Here is a 16,919-nt window from a genome sequence, read left to right on the forward strand (position 1 = left end):
GATGTGGCTCAACGCGGGAGCGGAAATTATCTGCGGGTTGCGCGCGATACGACCAGATGCCCCAGCAGCGGCGGAAGCAGGCTCATCGCCCCGGCGAGCGTCAGCCCCGCGATACCGGGCGACGGAAGCTGCAGCACATCGGAGAGCCCCGGCAGCCACAGCGCCCCGGCGATCAGCACGAGACACAGGACAAGCGCCCCCCAGACATAGGGGTTGCGCGTCACATCGTTGCGCAGGGCGTGGGTGTCGGCCTCGCGCATGTTGAACACGTTCCACAGCTGGCCCAGCGCGAGCGTGACGAAGGCCACGGTGACGGCGGCGGCGGGCTCAAGCTGCAGACCGTAGAGCGCCCCCCCGAAAGCCAGCATCGTCGCCAGCGTGACGATCGTCCCGAGCGCAATGATGCGCCCCCATTCCCTGCGTGCGAGGATCGGCTCGGCGCGGTCACGGGGCGGGCGGCGCATCTCATGGCCGTCCCCATGCCCCAAACCGAGCGCCAGCGCGGGGAAGACATCGGTGACGAGATTGAGAAACAGGATCTGCAGCGGCAGGAGCGGTGAAGGAAGCCCCACTCCCACGGCGATCCCGACCACAAGGATCTCCGAGAGATTGCACGACATCAGGTAGACGATGAATTTGCGGATATTGCCGAAGATCACCCTGCCCTGTCGCACCGCCTCGACGATGGTCGCGAAATCGTCGTCCTTGAGCACCATATGCGCGGCCTCGCGGGCGACCTGGGTGCCGCGCTGGCCCATCGCGATGCCGATATCGGCCTTCTTCAGCGCTGGCGCGTCATTCACCCCGTCGCCCGTCATCGCGACAGTCTCCCCCTCGCGCTGATAGAAGCTGACGAGGTCCAGCTTCGTCGCCGGAGCCACGCGGGCGAAGACGCTGGCCTTGCGCAGGCGGTCGAGCGTTTCCTCCGGGGCGTTTTCCAGATCGAGCCCGGTGAGGTCTCGCCCCTCGATCGCCACCGCGCCGTTTCCGCTGATCCCGGCATCCTTCGCGATGCGCGCGGCGGTCTCGGCATGATCGCCCGTCAGCATGATCACCCGGACCCCGGCGCTCTGGCAGGCCGCGATCGCGGGGGGCACATCCTTGCGCAACGGATCGGCGAGGCAGGCAATCGCGACAAGCGTCAGCCCCTCATAGGGCGCGTCCTCCGTCCCGTCCGTCCGCTTCATCGCGAGGCCGATCCCACGCAGCCCCTCGCTCGCGGCATCCGCGTTCCGCGCGATCCAGTCGGACTTGTCTTCGGCGCTCAGAGGGCGCGGGCCTTCCGCCCCCAGAACCTCGGAGCAAGAGGCGATCACCGCCTCCGGCGCGCCCTTCACCGCATAGAGCGCGCCCCCGACCGGCAACGCATGGACGGTCGCCATCATCAGGCTGTCGCTCTCGAAAGCATGTTGGAGCAGGCGTGGCTCCGCTTCGTCCTCGGTCACCCCCGCCTGTCGCGCTGCACTCAGCAAGGCCAGCTCGGTCGGGTCGCCGATCCGACCCGCCTCGCCGTCGCCCAGCTCGGCATTGTTGCACAGCATGCCGATCTTCAACGCGGCGCGCAGACGGTCCTCCGCGATACCGGTCTCCGGCCCATCCAGATCCACGCTCCCCCCATCGAACAAGACCTGTACCACGCTCATCCGGTTCTCGGTCAGGGTTCCGGTCTTGTCCGTCAGGATCAGCGTCGTCGCCCCGAGCGTCTCGACCGAGGACAGGCGGCTGATCAGGGCATTGCGCTGCACCATGCGCCACATCCCGCGCGCAAGCGACAAGGTGGCCACAACAGGGATGCCTTCGGGGATCGCGGCCACGGCAAGGGCGACCCCGGTCTGGATCATACTGGTGAGCGGGTGGCCCTGCGCCAGCCCCGTGACGATGATCGCGACGGCAAGAAAGATCGTCAGCCAGACCAGTCGCTGCCCGAGCCGCGTCAATTGATGTTCGAGCGGTGTGGGTTCCGTGCTGGCCGCCATCGCAAGCTGGCTGATCTTGCCGATCTCGGTCTCCATGCCAGTCCGCACCACCACGCCGGTTCCGGCTCCCCGTGTGACCGCCGCGCCCTTGAACCCCATATTGGTGCGATCCCCCAGTACCGCATCGGATGGCAGCGGTTTGGTGGTCTTGAGCACCGGAAGGGACTCGCCGGTCAGCACGGATTCATCGCAATGAAGCCCCGACGCCTCCACGAGCCGCAAATCGGCGGTCACCACATCGCCCGCTTCGAGCATCACGAGATCGCCCGGCACGAGATCGCGGGCATCCACCTCGATCAGAATCCCGTCCCGACGGACTCGGGTGCGAACCTCGGCGACGCTGAACAGCGCCTCCATCGAGCGGGTGGCGCGCAACTCGGTGAAAAACCCGATCGCGCCGTTCAAGAGCAGCACGACGAGGATCGCCAGCGCCTCGACGATATCGTTGATGACCAGCGAGAACACCGTTGCCAGAACGAGAAGCGCGACGATCACCCCCTGAAACTGATGCAGCAGGATGCGCAATGCGCTTCGGGGCTTGGGACGACGCAGAGCGTTCGGGCCGTGGCGCGCGAGGCGCGTGGCGGCCTCCTGAGCGCTCAGCCCGTTCGGAAAGGGGACGGACAGACGCGCGATCACCGCCTCGGCGGTTTCGGCAAAAGCTGGCGCGGCGTCGGTATCCTGCATCACGAGGCCTTCAGTCATCCCGAGGCGATGGTAAGCCTTTCGGCAGGCAGCGCAATCGCCCGGACTTGCGTAAGGACGCCACGGGTCACACGCGCCTCTGCCCCCGTCCGCCTCACCCGTGATTCACAAATCGTTGATCGAGATCAATGACGTTCTGCGCCTGTCGTCTCAGCCTAAATCTCGTGTCGGGCTGCGATCATGGACCGCAAACTCGACCGGGAGGAGGAGGAAAACATGCACATTTGTAAAGCCATGATGGCGGCGGCGAGCGTCGCCGGCGCGCTCTGTGCGAGCGCGGCGCGGGCGGATGGCACGGTCGAAGTCCTGCACTGGTGGACTTCGGGCGGCGAGGCCAAGGCCGTCGGAGAACTGAAGAAAGCCTTCGAGGCCGAGGGCGGCGAATGGATCGACTCGCCGATCGCGGGCGGTGGCGGCGATGCCGCGATGACGGCGCTGCGCGCCCGCGTCGTGGCCGGCAATCCGCCGACGGCCGTGCAGCTCAAGGGGCCGGGCATTCAGGAATGGGCCGAGCAAGGCGCGCTGAACGACGTTCAGTCCGTCGCGGACGAAGGCAACTGGGACTCGGTGCTGCCCCCGGCACTGGCCGAGATCATGAAATATCAGGGCAAATACGTCGCCGCGCCGGTCAACATCCACCGCGTCGACTGGATGTGGGCCAACCCCGAGGCGCTCAAGAAAGCGGGCGTCGAGGAGATGCCCACGACATGGGACGAGTTCAACGCCGCCGCCGACAAGCTGCAGGCGGCGGGCATCGTGCCGCTCGCCCATGGCGGTCAGCCGTGGCAGGACGCGACGCTGTTCGAAGACGTGGTGCTGGGGATCGGCGGCGCCGATTTCTTCCGCAAGGCGCTGGTGGAGCTCGATCCCGAGGCTTTGACCTCGGACATGATGGTCAAGTCCTTCGACCAACTGCGCAAGCTGCGCGGCTATGTCGATCCGAACTTCTCGGGGCGCGACTGGAACCTCGCGACCGCGATGGTGATGCGCGGCGAGGCCGGTTTCCAGATCATGGGCGACTGGGCGAAGGGCGAATTCCTCGCTGCTGGCAAAGTACCGGAACAGGATTTCCTGTGCTGGCCCACGCCGGGCAAGGGCTTCGTGCTGAACTCGGACAGCTTCACCTTCTTCAAGGTGGAGGGCGAGGACCGTATCGAGGGCCAGAAAGTGCTCGCACGACTGATCATGTCGCCCGAGTTCCAGAAGGTGTTCAACCTCGCCAAGGGGTCGATCCCGGCGCGCACCGACGTGCCGCTCGACGATTTCGACGCCTGCGCCAAACGCTCGCATGCCGATCTGCTGGCGGCGATCGAGAACGACACGCTGGTGCCTTCGATGGCGCATGAGATGGCGGTGCCGCGCTCGGTGCGGGGCGAGTTCCTCGATCTCGTGACCGCTTTCTTCAACTCTGACATGAGTTCCGAGGACGCGGTCAAGCAACTTGCGGCCGCGATCAAGCGCGCGCAGGAAAACTAGGGCCTGCAATGCCCGGAGGCACGGGGCCCATGGCAAGGTTCGGGCGGGCGCTGGAACGGCGCCTGCCCGCGATCGTGGTCTCGCCGCTTTTCGCGGCGAGCCTGTTCTTCGTTTACGGCTTCATCCTCTGGACGGCCTATATCTCGCTGACACGGTCGGGGGTGATGCCCAACTACGAGTTCGACGGGTTGAGCCAATATGTCCGGCTCTGGGAAACGCCACGCTGGTATGTGGCGATCCGCAACCTCTTCGTCTTCTCGGGCCTGTTCATCTCGATCTCGATGGCGATCGGCATTCTTCTGGCAATCCTGCTCGACCAAAAAGTGCGCATCGAGGGGGTGATCCGCACGATCTACCTCTACCCGATGGCGCTCAGTTTCATCGTCACCGGCACGGTCTGGAAATGGATGCTGAACCCCGGCCTCGGGCTGGAGCGGCTGATGCATCAGGCCGGGTTCGAGAATTTCAGCTTCGACTGGCTGGTGAACTCCCATTACGCGATCTACACGGTGGTGATCGCAGCCGTCTGGCAAAGCTCCGGCTACGCGATGGCGCTGTTTCTGGCCGGGCTCCGCTCGGTCGATGACGAGGTCCTGAAAGCGGCGGCGATCGACGGCGCGGGGCTGTGGCGCACCTATACCGGCATCGTGCTGCCGATGCTGCGGCCGGTATTCCTGTCCACCGTCATCATCCTCGCCCATCTCGCGATCAAGAGCTTCGATCTGGTGATCGCGCTGACCGGCGGGGGGCCGGGCTATGCCACCGACATGCCGGCCACCTTCATGTATTCCTTCGCCTTCCAGCGCAGCGAGCTGGGCGTGGCGGCGGCGAGCGCCACGATGATGCTGATGACGGTCATCGCGATCATCGTGCCCTATCTCTACTCGGAACTAAGGAAGACAAGCGGATGAGCGGGCGCAACACAAGCGGGATCGTCCAGCGCAGGGGCCTGCATCACAGCCTGATGCGCGCCGTGCTGTTCGCCGTGCTCGGGGTGTTCTGCATCTACTACCTGATCCCGCTTCTGGTGATGATCTCGACCTCTCTGAAATCGCTGACCGAGATCCGGGAGGGCTCGCTGATCAGCCTGCCGAAAGAGTTCGACTTCAGCGCCTGGAAGAAAGCCTGGAACAGCGCCTGCGTGGGCGTACGCTGCAACGGGCTGGCACCCTATATGTGGAACTCGGTGATGATGACCGTGCCGGCGGTAGCGATCTCGACGATACTGGGCGCGCTCAACGGTTACGCTCTGACCAAATGGCGCTTTCGCGGCGCCGACACGATTTTCGCGCTGATGCTGTTCGGCGCCTTCATCCCGTTTCAGGTGATCTTGCTGCCGATGGCGCGGGTGCTGGGCCAGCTTGGCCTTGCGGGCACGATCCCGGGGCTGATCCTCGTACACACGGTCTATGGCCTCGCCTTCACCACGCTGTTCTTCCGCAATTTCTTCATCGGGGTTTCCAGCGGCATCATTCAGGCGGCGAAGGTCGACGGGGCGGGCTTCTTCGGCATCTTCTTCCGGCTCGTGCTGCCGATGTCGCTGCCTGCCATCGTGGTGACCGTGATCTGGCAGTTCACCCAGATCTGGAACGATTTCCTGTTCGGCGTGGCCTTCACCATCGGCGACAGCAACCCGGTGACGGTGGCGCTCAACAACGTGGTGAACACCTCGACGGGGGTGAAGGAATACAATGTCGACATGGCCGCGGCGATCATCGCGGCGCTGCCGACGCTGGCGGTTTATGTCGTCGCCGGAGCCTGGTTCGTGCGCGGGCTCTCGGCCGGAGCGGTGAAAGGGTAGCAATGGCAGCGGGAATTTCCCTTCAGGGCGTGCGCAAACGCTTCGGAACGAACGAGGTGATCAAGGGTATCGACCTCGAGATCGAGGCGGGCGAGTTCATCGTCCTCGTCGGGCCCTCGGGCTGCGGCAAGTCCACCCTGCTCAACCTGATCGCCGGGCTCGAGACGCTGAGCGACGGCCATATCGAGATCGCCGGGCGGCGGGTCGACGACACCCCGCCACGCGACCGCGACATCGCGATGGTGTTCCAGTCCTACGCGCTCTACCCGACCAAGACGGTGCGCGAGAACATCACCTTCGGGATGCAGACCCGCCACATCCCGCGCGCCGAACAGGCCACCGCGGTCGAAGAGTTCAGCACGCTCTTGCAGATCCATCCCTATCTGGATCGCAAGCCCGGTCAGCTTTCGGGCGGCCAGCGCCAGCGCGTCGCGATGGGCCGCGCGCTTGTGCGCAAGCCCGAGGTCTTCCTGTTCGACGAACCCTTGTCGAACCTTGACGCCAAGCTTCGGATTGAGATGCGCACCGAGATCAAGAAGCTGCACCAGCGGCTCGGCAAAACCGTTGTCTATGTCACCCACGACCAGATCGAGGCGATGACGCTGGCGACCCGGATTGCGGTGATGGATAATGGCCATATCCGCCAAGTGGCCGAACCCGGAGAGATCTACGACGATCCGGTGGACCTCTTCGTCGCGAGCTTCATGGGATCGCCGTCGATGAACATGCTGCCCGGCGCCCTGCGGCGCGATGCGCAGACGGGCGCGCTGTCGGTGGAGGTGGCCGAGGGCACGGCGGGGGCGCTTCGCTTTCCCCTGCCCGCGAGGTTCACCGAGCGGGTCACCGCCCCCGACGGGAAGAAGGTCGTTCTGGGGCTCCGGCCCGAGGCGATCTTCATGGCGGGAACCGAACTGCCCGGCCCCGACCGTTTCGTCTTCGAACGCCCGGTCGATCTGGTGGAGCCGACCGGCCCCGACACGATGATCGTCTTCGCCCTTGGCGAGACCGAGGTGATCGCCCGGGTCCGCCCGGAAGACGCCTTGCCCCCGGGCTCCCCCTTCAGCTTCGAGGTCGATATGGGCAAGGCCAAGGTCTTCGATGCCGAGACCGGCCTGCGCCTGTGACGCGGACCTTCCTCAGTCCCTACAGGCGATCCTCTCGCCGATTGGCGCAACGCGGCGTTCGGCTATCGTCTTCGCAAGAGGAAACCCGGTGGAGCGTCAAAGCTTACAGCAGCCCGCGACTTGCAGCGATGCTCGCAGCTTCTCTCAATGTCTTGGCCCCGAGGCGGTCCGCAGCGCCCCTGAGGCGGGCCTTTACCCCGCCGACGGAGAGCTGCAATTCGTGAGCGACCTGCTTGTGCAGATAGCCCTTGGAATAGAGTTGAAGGGCCTGCATCTGCGCCTCTGTCGGCATCTCGGGCTCAGCTGCGTGGATGCGGGCCAGCACCGTCTCGATCTCTTCCATTTCGGAGACGTGCAGCTCCCGGTCAGCGCGCGCGAAGATCCCGAGGCTCCGCTTCGGCATCTCCTCCGTCCCATGGATCGACACGACACTACCGAATTCGAAGCCAAATTTCCGATAGTCGCGCATGAAGTCCGTGCCGACGAAGCTGTCGATGTCCTTCCATCGCGCATAGCCCGAATTTTCCTGACACCAACGCAACAGCGGGTCGGCCAGCGCCAGTCCAGAAAAGGTATAATGATTGATCCAGTCAGCCGGAAACAGGTTCAACTCGGCCTCAGGCGCGAAGAAACCCGCCCGCAAAGCGATGTAGCAACCGGCTGGCGCGCGTTCGGCGAAAAGACTTTGAAAATCACTTAGCATCGTGTCGTTTCGATCTTCCATTCCCTCCGAGGGATTTATAGTCACCAAAGAGGAGAGCTCAATTAGGCCAAGCTAGTGCCGCGGCGTTTTGGTCAAGAATTTCTGTCAAGTTTATACAAGGATAGCTGCATGATCGACGTGCATGAAATGCGCCAGAGCTTGCAACGTCTGGGTGAAGTATCGGATTGGAAATTCGCCCTAGGGCTGCACATTCGCTTTGCCAATCCTACGCTGCTCTACCAGACATATCCACAAGAATGGATGAATTTCTACACCGCAAATGGCCTCGTATTCGTCGATCCGACGGTCAAGTGGGCGATGACCCATACGGGGATTTGTGATTGGTCCGAGCTCGCGGATCAAGACGAGAGCAATGTGTTCGGTCAGGCCGCCGAATTCGGACTGCGCTTCGGGAAGGCCATCGCGATCGGGGAGACCTCCCGGTCCGCTGGATTTTTCACACACCCTTCGCGTAAGATCGAAGACGCCGAGGCCGAGGAAGCCCGAGCGCTCCTGGAAGAGCTTCACGAGATGACGAAGGGTGTCGAGTCGTTGCCCGAGGGCGAGTTGGAGCGGCTCCGGTCTGAACTCCGTTTCTGAGACGATCCGGAAAGCCGGGTCGTCCCCGAGAAAGCGCAGCAAGCCCGTGCTGTGTTCGCCCGAGCTTCGCTGCACGCATTGCGATCAGCCGTTCAGTCGCACCGCGGGTTCGGGTCGCCCTGCAATCCCGGCGGGGGCGCAATAGACCCGGCCCTGCGCGACGTCGGGCGCCTCGATCCCTTCCTGCGCGGTGGTCACGAAAAGCGTCGTGAACTCCGGCCCGCCGAAAGTGGGACAGGAACTGTGCCGCCCGCCGACCGCGATCGCCCGGTCGAAGCGCCCGTCGGGCAGGTAGCGTGCCACGCGCCCTGCCCCCCATTGCGCACTCCAGAGCGCGCCCTCGGCATCGGTCTGCGCGCCGTCGGGGTTCAGGCGCTCCGCGCTCAGATCGACGAATATCTCCGGCGCCCCCTCGGGCCAGCCCTGCGCGTCGAGCGCAACGGTCATGATCTTTCCGGTCGGGGTGTCGGCGAAATAGGCGCGTCGCCCATCGGGCGCGAAGCAAATCGAGTTGGGGATCGTGATCTCGGGAAAGAGCCGCTCCACCGTGCCCTCGAAATAGCGATAGATCGCCCCCGCGCCCGTCTCCGCGTTCTTGCCCATGGTCGATGCCCAGAAGCCCCCCATCGGGTCAGCGCGGCCATCGTTACAACGGGTGTCGGTGCGGTCGGCCTCGATCGCGGCGAGCGGCTCATGCGCACCCGTGGAGATGTCGAAACGGCGCAGTCCGGTCTCGGTCGAGATCACCAACGTCTCGGCATCGACCCAGCCCGCAGCCGAAGCCATCTGCCCGATCTCCCATTCGCGCGACCCGGTCGCGTCGTGGCTGAGCATCCGACCCGCGAGGATGTCGAACCAGAACAACTGGCTACGTTCGGGATGCCAGAACGGCCCCTCGCCAAGGAAACAGGCGCGGTCGTCGTAAATCTCGAAACTCATGCCCCGCAGGCCTCGTCATAGCTGGCGACCAGCGCGCGGGCCTTCTCGGTCACGGTCTCTACGCTGTCGCCGGGTTTGTAGATAGACGAGCCGATGCCGTAGCCGGCCGCACCTGCCTTGTGCCATTCGCCCATGTTCTCGGCCGAGACGCCGCCCACCGCGTAAAGCGGCACTTCGGGCGGTAGCACAGCCCGCATCGCCTTGAGACCAATCGGCCCGATCAGCTCGCCCGGAAACAGCTTGAGCCCATCCGCCCCAGCGGCGAGCGCCGCGAAGGCCTCAGTCGGGGTCATCACACCCGGGAAGCTCTGCAGCCCTGCGGCTTTGGAGGCAGCGATCACCTCGGTGTTGCAATTGGGCGAGACGATCAGCTTCGCGCCGGTCGCAGCAACGGCGGCGACCTGATCCGTGGTCAGGACCGTTCCCGCCCCGATCAGCGCGTCGGAGCCGAAGCGCTCCGCCATCGCGGCGATACTGTCGAGCGGATCGGGCGAGTTCAGCGGCACCTCGATCCGGGTCACGCCCGCGGCGATCAGCGCCTCGCAGACGGGAAGGGCTTCAGCGGGGGTGATCCCGCGCAGGATGGCGATGATGGGTCGGCTCATGTGTCAGCTCCGATGGTCTGGCGCGCGGCATAGAGCCCCGCGAGGGTCACGTCTTCGGCGTCATGGCTGGCAGCTTGGATGCCGCAACCGGCCAGCGCCCGGGTATAGAGAGGGCTGAGCACGGGGCTTCCGATCAGCGCGACGGGCTGGCCCTGCCAGAGATCGCGCGTGGCGGACAGCTCCCAGCCGATCAGCAGCCCGGAGAGACGGCAGGCGGCGGTTTCGGGCGATTGCGCGCCCAGAAGCGCCCCGGCGCGCAGCGCGAACAGCGCGCCATAGGCTGCCGCCGGATCGGCCAGCGCCTCGGCCACCGCCGCATCGAAAGCGGCCATGTCCTGACAGCCTTCTCCGATCGTGTGGCGCAGCACCGAGCGATGCGCGAGCAGGTCGTAGATCTCGCCAGTCATGCAACTGCGGAACCGCTCGATCCGGCCCGCGCGCAGGACCACCCATTTCGTATGGGTCCCCGGCAGACAGATCGTGCCCTCGAAATCGGGATTGCGCAGCAGGAAGCCCGCGATCTGGGTCTCCTCGCCGCGCATCACGTCGGGCGGGCTGTCCTGACGCAGGCCGCAGGCGATGAAGACCGGGCGCGCGGCATGATCGGGCACCCGCACGAGGCGCGGTTGGGCGGCGCAGGGCACCGGCGCATAGGGCGCCTCGGCCCAGCCCTGACGCGAGCCGACCATGCCGCAGGTCACGACCGGGGCCGCGCCCCAGCCCGCGACGGCGTCTTCCAGCACCGGGCCGAACTCGGGGGGGGTAAGCTTGCCCATCCCCTGCTCCGAGCTCCGTCGGTCGAGCACCTCGCGCCCGCGCATCGCCCAGACGCGCAGATGCGTCGTGCCCCAATCGGCGGCGATCCAGTCGGGAGCCGCGTCACTCATAGTCTTTCTCCTTCAATCACGTGAATGCGCTCGGGGAAGGTCCAGGGCAGGGTAAGCCCCTGCCCCATCAACACTTGTCCACTGAGCGTAATCGGTCCGGTCTTGAGCGCAGGCGTCCCACGCGACAACCGGGGCAGATCTTCCGCGGTGATCAGCCGCAACCGGTAGCGCGCCGCGGGATCGAGCCCCGTCAGTCGCAAGGGGCGCGGCAGGATCTGCGCGGAACTCGCCGCCTGACCTGCGAAGGCCACGAAACGGCTGCCATCCTCGGCCAGTTGCAACTCGGCGATCACGGCCGGGTCGGCGCTGTCGAGCCGCAGGATATCCGCGCGCATCCGCCAGTCGCGATTGTCCTTCCACCAGCGGGTGACGGAGGTCAGAACCTCGGCCTCCTCCGCGGTCAGCTCGCGCGGGTCCATCTCGAAGCCCATATGACGTTGCGCCGCGACCCAGGCCCGGGTGCGAATGTCGATCACCCGGCCCGAGGTGTGGCAATGGCGCGGGCCGACATGAGAGCCGGTGACGCAGCTCGGCAGGAACAGCGCCGCGTCGTGCTGGATGCGCAGGCGTTCGAGAGCATCGTTGCTGTCCGAGAGCCAGACCCGGCCGGTGCGCTCGAGGATGCCGAAATCGATCCGGCCACCGCCTGAGGCGCAGCTTTCGAACTCCACGTCTGGATGGGCCGCGCGCAGCCGGTCGAGCAGATAGTAGAGGCCGCGCGCCTGCGCAGCGTCGGGATGCGGCAGCACCCGGTTATGGTCCCATTTGACGTAAGAGATCGCATAGGCCGAGAGCACCGCGTCGATCGCCGCGAAAAGATGATCGCGCACCGCCGGGTTCGCCATGTCGAGCACGCGCTGTTGACGGCCCTCGATCTGATCCTCCGGACCCAGCAGCCAGTCGGGATGGGCGCGCGCCAGATCGCTGTCGCGATTGACCATCTCCGGCTCGAACCAGAGGCCGAATTCCATCCCGAGGCTTTGGACATGATCGACCAGCGGCGTCAGCCCATCGGGATATTTGCGCGGATCGACCGTCCAGTCGCCCAGCGAAGTGGTGTCGTCATCGCGTTTGCCGAACCAGCCGTCGTCGAGCACGAAACGCTCCGCGCCAAGTGCTGCGGCGCGCTCTGCGATGGATTTCAGCTCGGCCAGATCATGTTTGAAATAGACCGCCTCCCAGCAGTTGTAATGCACCGGGCGCGCCTTGGCCCAAGGGGCGTATTTGCGCAAATGGCGCTGGAAGGCGACCGCGCAGCCATTCGAGCCGGCCTCCGAGAAGGCCGCATATAGAGTCGCGGTCTCAAACTGCATCGCCGGTTCGGGCTCGGAGTCACTGGCGTGGCCGAACTGGATCTGGCGCCGCCCGTCGGGCAGCTCTTCGGCGACCATCCGGTGTCCGCCCGACCAGCCGTAGTGGAGCGCGCGGGTCTCGCCTTGCGTCTTGGTCGCCCCGCGCGACGGCAGGATCAGGCCGGGGAAATGCTCGTGCCCGGTGCGGCCCGTATGGTTGTCGCGCACGCGTTGACCGGGGCGCCACGGCGTCGGCTCGATCTGGAATTCACCGATCCAGCGACCGGAGAACTCAAGCATCTCGTCGGCCAGTTGCGGCCCGGGGAAAACCGGGGCGGCGAGCCAATGAAGCGTAATCGGCGTGGCGCTCTCCAGCTCAGCGCGCGCCGCGATCAGTCCAGTGTCGGCGTCGAGCGCGAAGCTGGCCCTGTAGCTCACACCCGACGCCGCATCGCGATAGACCAGCGTAAGCCGATCCTCGCGAAGCTCTTCCGACGCGAAGCGGAAGGCGGGCCGCAGCGGCCGCCCTGCCCCGTCGCGCGCGATCAGACCCGGCTCGCCCGGGAAGCTCTGGCTGGCCTCGGGACAGATCGAGACCTCCGGCGCGCGGTCGAGCATCCCGCCGGTAACATCCGGCACGCTCGCCGCGGCCAAACCCGCGAGGTCTTCCCCCTCGGGTAGCGCCGCGCCCCAATAGACGATCTCGGGAAGCCGGTCGTCGTGACCCGCCAGAACGAGGCTCTGGCGGGCGTCTTGCAAATGCCACGTGCGGATCATTTCACCGCCCCGAGCGTCAGCCCTGCGATGAAGTGTTTCTGCATCAGGAAGAACATCGCCACCGGCGGCAGCGCGGCAAGGATCGAGCCCGCCGACACTAATTGCCACGCCGCGACCCATTGGCCGTTGAGCGATTGCAACCCGGCGGTGATCGGCTGGGTATCCGCCCCCGTGGTCAGCACCGTCGCCCAGAAATAGTCGTTCCAGATGAAGGTGAAGATCAGCACCGACAGCGCCGCGATCGCGGGCCGCACCAGGGGCAGCACGATATGCCAGAAGATCTGCCATTCGCCGACACCTTCGACCCGGGCGGCCTCGATCAGTTCTTTCGGCAGCGCCTTGATGAAGTTGCGCATGAAGAGCGTGCAGAACCCGGTCTGGAAGGCGACATGGAACAGCGCGAGCCCGGTGATCGTATCGTAAAGCCCCATCTTCACCGTCAGGTCGCGCACCGGCACCATCAGGATCTGGAAGGGCACGAAGTTCCCCGCCACGAAGATGAAGAAGATCAGCAGGTTGCCCTTGAACTTGTAGACGGCGAGCGCAAAGCCCGTGAGGCAGGACAGTGCGACCGCCCCGATCACCGTCGGGATCGTCACCTTGAACGAGTTCAGCATGTAGCTCGCGAAAGGCGAGTTCTTGAACACGTCGAGATAGTTCGAGAAGGCCAGATAGGACGGTATGCCGAAGTAGTTGCCCTGCGCGAGATCGCTCGACGGGCGGATCGACGTGACGGCGACGCCCAGAAGCGGCAGCAGCCAGACCACCAGCATCACCGGAAGGGCGATCTGATAGGTCAGCCGGGCGGCGGGGCTCATGGATTGAATGGGTTTGGGAAACATCTCACAGGCCCCTTTCGTCGCGCCACATCTTCCAGATGAAGCCCGAAATGAAGATCATCATGATCGCGAACAGCACCACCGCGATCGCCGCGCCATAGCCCATGCGATAGCCGTATTCCGACAGCGCCTGCTCATACATGTAGTAAGACAGCACCCGCGAAGAGCCGAAGGGCCCGCCATCGGTCATGATCGAGACGAGATCGAAGCTGCGCAGCGCCCCGATCACGGTGACGACGACCGCGATGAAGGTGGCCGGGCGCAATTGCGGCAGCACGACATACCAGAGCATCTTGATGCCCTTCGCCCCGTCGAGACGCGCCGCCTCGATCTGGTCGGGGGCGACGGCGTTCAGGCCGGTCAGGTAGAGGATCATGCAATAGGCGATCTGCGGCCACAGACCGGCGGCGATGATCCCGTAGGTTACCGTGTTGGGGTTCGCGAGGATCGCAATCCCGGTCCCGTCGAGCCATTTCGTCAGCTCGAAGAACAGCCCGAAGCCGGGCGCGTAGAACCACGAGAAGATCAGGCCGACCACGACCTGAGAGATCACGAAGGGGAAGAAGAACAGCGATTTGTAGATCCGGATGCCGCGCACGGTCTGGTTCAGGAAAAGCGCGATGAACAGCCCGAACGGGATTGCCAGCATATAGAGCACCAGCCAGATCAGGTTGTTCTTAAGGCTGGTGTAGAAGGCGTCGTCATCGAGCAGCTCGAGATAGTTCGACAGCCCGACCCACGTCTTCGCGCTCAGCCCGTCCCATTGGAAGAACGAGATCCACATCGACTCGCCGATCGGGATCAGCACGTAGATCAGGAACATCAGCACGCCGGGGGCGAGAAACAGCCAGGGCGCAAGTTTTCGGTTCAACCGGCGGCGGCGCGGTGCGGGCATGCCGGTCTCCGCGCGCGGCTCGGACATAGCGGGTGAGACGGTCATCGTCGCACTCCTCGGATCTGGAAAAACAGGAAGGGGCGGCACCCTGCAACAGGCACCGCCCCTCGGGGAGGATCAGTTCTTGTAGACGCGCTGACGCACCTTCTCGAGGCGCTCGAGGATCGCGTCGAGATGGTCGGGATAGGCCATGAATTCCTGGAAGCCTTCCATGCCCGCCTTCGCCATCTGCGCAGGTGCGTCACGGTCGAAGAACTGCGCGATGCCGCCATCGGCCGTGGACAGGATCTTGAAGCCCGCCTGCAGATAGGGATCGTCGCCCACCGAAGAGTTCTTGTTGATCGGCAGCTGACCGAGTTCTTCGTTCATCTTGGTCTGCACATCGGCCTTCGCGACATAGGCGAGGAACTTCTTGGCGTCCGCCTTGTTCTTCGCGCCTGCCGGGATGTGGATCGTATCGGTCGGCGCTTCTTCGGCGCGCGGGATATCCGGGTTGATCGTCGGGAAGTCCATGAAGCCCAGCGTGTCGTTGGTCATCCCGCCATCCTTGAAGGTGGCGACGGCGAAGTTGCCCATGACGTAATTCGCGGCCTTGCCCTGCACGATGTTCGACACCGCATCCTGCCAATCGATCGCGGCGACGTTCTTCGTGGTGTAGGGCAGAACCTTCTTCCACTCCGCGAAGACGGCCTTCACCCGGTCATCGGTCCACGGAATCTCGCCGCTGGTGAGCTTCATGTGGAAATCGTAGCCGTTGGTGCGCAGATCGAGGTAGTCGAAGATCCCTGCCGCCGGCCACAGCGCCTTGGTGCCGGTGGTCAGGCAGTCGACGCCCATTTCCTGGAACTTCTTGCAGTTCGAGATGAACTCGTCCCAGGTCTTGGGCACCTCCACCCCGGCCTTCTTGTAGACGTCTTTGTTATAGTAGATGCCCCACTGGTAGTAGGTATAGGGCACGCCCCATTGCTTGCCGTCGATGGTCATCGACTTGAGCGCGGAGCCGAGGCTGTCCTTGAGCCCGTTCTCCTCCCAGACATCGGACACATCGGTGAACTGCCCGGCATTGACGAAGGGCGCCATGCGGTTGCCCGCATACCAGTTCGCCAGATCGGGGCTGTCGGCGGTCAGGAAGTTGCGGATCGCGGTCTTGTAGCCCTCGTGATCGAAGGTGTTCACTTCGACTTTCACATCCGGATTTTCGGCCTCGAAGCCTTTCACGAGCTGTTCGAACGCGGCTTTCGGCGCCGGATCAGACGCGTCGGTGAAGAGCTTGAGCACGCGCTGCTCGGCCATCGCCGGAATGGCGATAGAGCCCATCAGCGCCACGAGCGCGGTGGTTTTCAGGATATTCATTCGGTTCTCCTCCCGTTTCAGTAGCCCACGGATCAATGATTTTAGTTCCAAATATTGAAACCGTGTTTTACATATTGAAATGCTGCCGCGAATCTCTCATCCTGTCAACAGCCCTGAGGAGGAGCCCATGAACGACGCCACGCCAAAGCCGGAGAAATCCGACGGCACGGTTGGACGCACGCTGGCCGTGCTCGACCGCGTTGCCGAATTCGGCCGCCCCGTGCGTTTCGCCGAGTTGCTGCCGGTCTGCGATCTGCCCAAGGCGACCCTGTATCGCTTCGTGCAGACGCTCACGAACCAGGGCATGCTCGCCTTCGACGAGGATCGTCAGACCTATAGGCCGGGCCTGCGCCTCGTGCGCCTTGCTCATGCCGCCTGGGCGCAAAGTTCGCTTGCGCCGATCGCGGCGCCCTACCTAGACCAACTGTCGAAGGAGACTGGTCAAACGCTGCACCTCGCGCAGCTCGATCAGGGCATGGTGCTCTATGTCGACAAGCGCAACGCCTCGCGCCCGGTCGAGATGTTCTCGCAATCGGGCAAGGTCGGTCCGGCCTATTGCACGGGCGTGGGCAAGGCGATGCTCGCCTATCTGCCGGAGGAGGCGCTGCAGAATGCGCTGACGCGGCAGAGCTTTCATCGTTTCACGGAACACACCCTGACCGACGCGACGAGCCTGCGCGCGGAGCTGGAAAACATCCGCAAACGCGGTTTTGCCTGGGACGACGAGGAGCACGAGCCCGGCATCCGCTGCATCGCCGCCCCGATCCTGTCGCCGCAGGGCCGCGTTCTGGGCGCGCTCTCGATCACCTCGGGCCAGCCCGACGGTCAAAAACAACTCGAAACCTATGCCCCGCTGATCCTCGAGACGGCGGAGAAGATCGCGAAAGCGGCCAGTGACTGGCGCTTTCCGGAACAGAAACGCGCCGACTGAACCCCGGTGCGTAAAA

15 protein-coding genes are annotated in these 16,919 nt (G+C 64.6%); 6 read left to right on the forward strand and 9 right to left on the reverse strand.

The window, feature by feature from the left end; genetic code table 11:
- Positions 1-26: 26 nt before the first annotated feature.
- Complete coding sequence (locus tag BMI87_RS04235; RefSeq protein ID WP_246832640.1) at positions 27-2,663, reverse strand: cation-transporting P-type ATPase; 2,637 nt, start codon at positions 2,661-2,663, stop codon at positions 27-29.
- Positions 2,664-2,897: 234 nt separating this feature from the next.
- On the opposite strand from BMI87_RS04235, the gene BMI87_RS04240 reads away from it, so the two are divergent.
- From BMI87_RS04240 to BMI87_RS04255, 4 genes are read left to right on the forward strand one after another with little or no spacing between them, the layout of a single operon-like run.
- Positions 2,898-4,157, forward strand: coding sequence for an ABC transporter substrate-binding protein (locus tag BMI87_RS04240; protein WP_078519887.1), 1,260 nt, complete (start codon positions 2,898-2,900; stop codon positions 4,155-4,157).
- 29 nt (positions 4,158-4,186) lie between these two features.
- Entirely contained in the window at positions 4,187-5,068 is an 882-nt protein-coding gene (locus tag BMI87_RS04245) for a carbohydrate ABC transporter permease (RefSeq protein WP_078519888.1), read from the forward strand.
- Positions 5,065-5,958 (forward strand): carbohydrate ABC transporter permease, encoded by an 894-nt coding sequence (locus tag BMI87_RS04250; protein ID WP_078519889.1) that lies wholly within the window; start codon positions 5,065-5,067, stop codon positions 5,956-5,958. The genes BMI87_RS04245 and BMI87_RS04250 overlap by 4 nt, the downstream gene beginning before the upstream one ends.
- A 2-nt stretch (positions 5,959-5,960) precedes the next feature.
- A complete protein-coding gene (locus BMI87_RS04255) occupies positions 5,961-7,082 on the forward strand; it encodes an ABC transporter ATP-binding protein (RefSeq protein WP_078519890.1) in 1,122 nt (373 codons plus the stop codon).
- 103 nt (positions 7,083-7,185) lie between these two features.
- Here BMI87_RS04255 and BMI87_RS04260 read toward each other — a convergent pair whose 3' ends face one another.
- The gene (locus tag BMI87_RS04260; RefSeq protein ID WP_078519891.1) at positions 7,186-7,806 is read right to left on the reverse strand and encodes an autoinducer binding domain-containing protein; all 621 of its coding nucleotides are present in this window, start codon (positions 7,804-7,806) and stop codon (positions 7,186-7,188) included.
- 108 nt (positions 7,807-7,914) lie between these two features.
- On the opposite strand from BMI87_RS04260, the gene BMI87_RS04265 reads away from it, so the two are divergent.
- Positions 7,915-8,385, forward strand: a complete 471-nt coding sequence (locus BMI87_RS04265) for an autoinducer binding domain-containing protein (RefSeq protein ID WP_078519892.1) — start codon at positions 7,915-7,917, stop codon at positions 8,383-8,385.
- Between the two features lie 84 nt (positions 8,386-8,469).
- Here BMI87_RS04265 and BMI87_RS04270 read toward each other — a convergent pair whose 3' ends face one another.
- The 7 genes from BMI87_RS04270 to BMI87_RS04300 form a co-directional block, all read right to left on the reverse strand.
- Complete coding sequence (locus BMI87_RS04270) at positions 8,470-9,324, reverse strand: SMP-30/gluconolactonase/LRE family protein (protein ID WP_078519893.1); 855 nt, start codon at positions 9,322-9,324, stop codon at positions 8,470-8,472.
- Entirely contained in the window at positions 9,321-9,929 is a 609-nt protein-coding gene (locus BMI87_RS04275; protein WP_078519894.1) for a 2-dehydro-3-deoxy-6-phosphogalactonate aldolase, read from the reverse strand. The genes BMI87_RS04270 and BMI87_RS04275 overlap by 4 nt, the downstream gene beginning before the upstream one ends.
- Positions 9,926-10,816, reverse strand: coding sequence for a 2-dehydro-3-deoxygalactonokinase (locus BMI87_RS04280; RefSeq protein ID WP_078519895.1), 891 nt, complete (start codon positions 10,814-10,816; stop codon positions 9,926-9,928). Before BMI87_RS04280 ends, BMI87_RS04275 begins: the two co-directional genes overlap by 4 nt.
- Positions 10,813-12,885, reverse strand: a complete 2,073-nt coding sequence (locus tag BMI87_RS04285; RefSeq protein ID WP_078519896.1) for an alpha-galactosidase — start codon at positions 12,883-12,885, stop codon at positions 10,813-10,815. Before BMI87_RS04285 ends, BMI87_RS04280 begins: the two co-directional genes overlap by 4 nt.
- Positions 12,882-13,727, reverse strand: a complete 846-nt coding sequence (locus BMI87_RS04290) for a carbohydrate ABC transporter permease (RefSeq protein ID WP_078519897.1) — start codon at positions 13,725-13,727, stop codon at positions 12,882-12,884. Before BMI87_RS04290 ends, BMI87_RS04285 begins: the two co-directional genes overlap by 4 nt.
- A 1-nt stretch (position 13,728) precedes the next feature.
- Positions 13,729-14,619: a carbohydrate ABC transporter permease gene (locus BMI87_RS04295; protein ID WP_078520040.1), complete on the reverse strand. Its 891-nt coding sequence runs from the start codon at positions 14,617-14,619 to the stop codon at positions 13,729-13,731.
- Between the two features lie 117 nt (positions 14,620-14,736).
- Positions 14,737-15,972, reverse strand: coding sequence for an ABC transporter substrate-binding protein (locus tag BMI87_RS04300; protein WP_078519898.1), 1,236 nt, complete (start codon positions 15,970-15,972; stop codon positions 14,737-14,739).
- A gap of 127 nt (positions 15,973-16,099) precedes the next feature.
- Here BMI87_RS04300 and BMI87_RS04305 point away from each other — a divergent pair, with 127 nt between their 5' ends.
- A complete protein-coding gene (locus BMI87_RS04305) occupies positions 16,100-16,903 on the forward strand; it encodes an IclR family transcriptional regulator (protein ID WP_078519899.1) in 804 nt (267 codons plus the stop codon).
- Positions 16,904-16,919 lie beyond the last annotated feature (16 nt).

Source organism: Thioclava sp. F28-4, from assembly GCF_002020045.1.
GTDB lineage: Bacteria > Pseudomonadota > Alphaproteobacteria > Rhodobacterales > Rhodobacteraceae > Thioclava > Thioclava sediminum.

Excerpts from the sequence above, each read along its gene's own strand:
- BMI87_RS04235 (WP_246832640.1), bottom strand. The coding sequence starts at position 2,663 with ATGCAGGATACCGACGCCGCGCCAGCTTTTGCCGAAACCGCCGAGGCG.
- BMI87_RS04240 (WP_078519887.1), top strand. The coding sequence starts at position 2,898 with ATGCACATTTGTAAAGCCATGATGGCGGCGGCGAGCGTCGCCGGCGCG.
- BMI87_RS04245 (WP_078519888.1), top strand. The coding sequence starts at position 4,187 with ATGGCAAGGTTCGGGCGGGCGCTGGAACGGCGCCTGCCCGCGATCGTG.
- BMI87_RS04250 (WP_078519889.1), top strand. The coding sequence starts at position 5,065 with ATGAGCGGGCGCAACACAAGCGGGATCGTCCAGCGCAGGGGCCTGCAT.
- BMI87_RS04255 (WP_078519890.1), top strand. The coding sequence starts at position 5,961 with ATGGCAGCGGGAATTTCCCTTCAGGGCGTGCGCAAACGCTTCGGAACG.
- BMI87_RS04260 (WP_078519891.1), bottom strand. The coding sequence starts at position 7,806 with ATGGAAGATCGAAACGACACGATGCTAAGTGATTTTCAAAGTCTTTTC.
- BMI87_RS04265 (WP_078519892.1), top strand. The coding sequence starts at position 7,915 with ATGATCGACGTGCATGAAATGCGCCAGAGCTTGCAACGTCTGGGTGAA.
- BMI87_RS04270 (WP_078519893.1), bottom strand. The coding sequence starts at position 9,324 with ATGAGTTTCGAGATTTACGACGACCGCGCCTGTTTCCTTGGCGAGGGG.
- BMI87_RS04275 (WP_078519894.1), bottom strand. The coding sequence starts at position 9,929 with ATGAGCCGACCCATCATCGCCATCCTGCGCGGGATCACCCCCGCTGAA.
- BMI87_RS04280 (WP_078519895.1), bottom strand. The coding sequence starts at position 10,816 with ATGAGTGACGCGGCTCCCGACTGGATCGCCGCCGATTGGGGCACGACG.
- BMI87_RS04285 (WP_078519896.1), bottom strand. The coding sequence starts at position 12,885 with ATGATCCGCACGTGGCATTTGCAAGACGCCCGCCAGAGCCTCGTTCTG.
- BMI87_RS04290 (WP_078519897.1), bottom strand. The coding sequence starts at position 13,727 with ATGTTTCCCAAACCCATTCAATCCATGAGCCCCGCCGCCCGGCTGACC.
- BMI87_RS04295 (WP_078520040.1), bottom strand. The coding sequence starts at position 14,619 with ATGCCCGCACCGCGCCGCCGCCGGTTGAACCGAAAACTTGCGCCCTGG.
- BMI87_RS04300 (WP_078519898.1), bottom strand. The coding sequence starts at position 15,972 with ATGAATATCCTGAAAACCACCGCGCTCGTGGCGCTGATGGGCTCTATC.
- BMI87_RS04305 (WP_078519899.1), top strand. The coding sequence starts at position 16,100 with ATGAACGACGCCACGCCAAAGCCGGAGAAATCCGACGGCACGGTTGGA.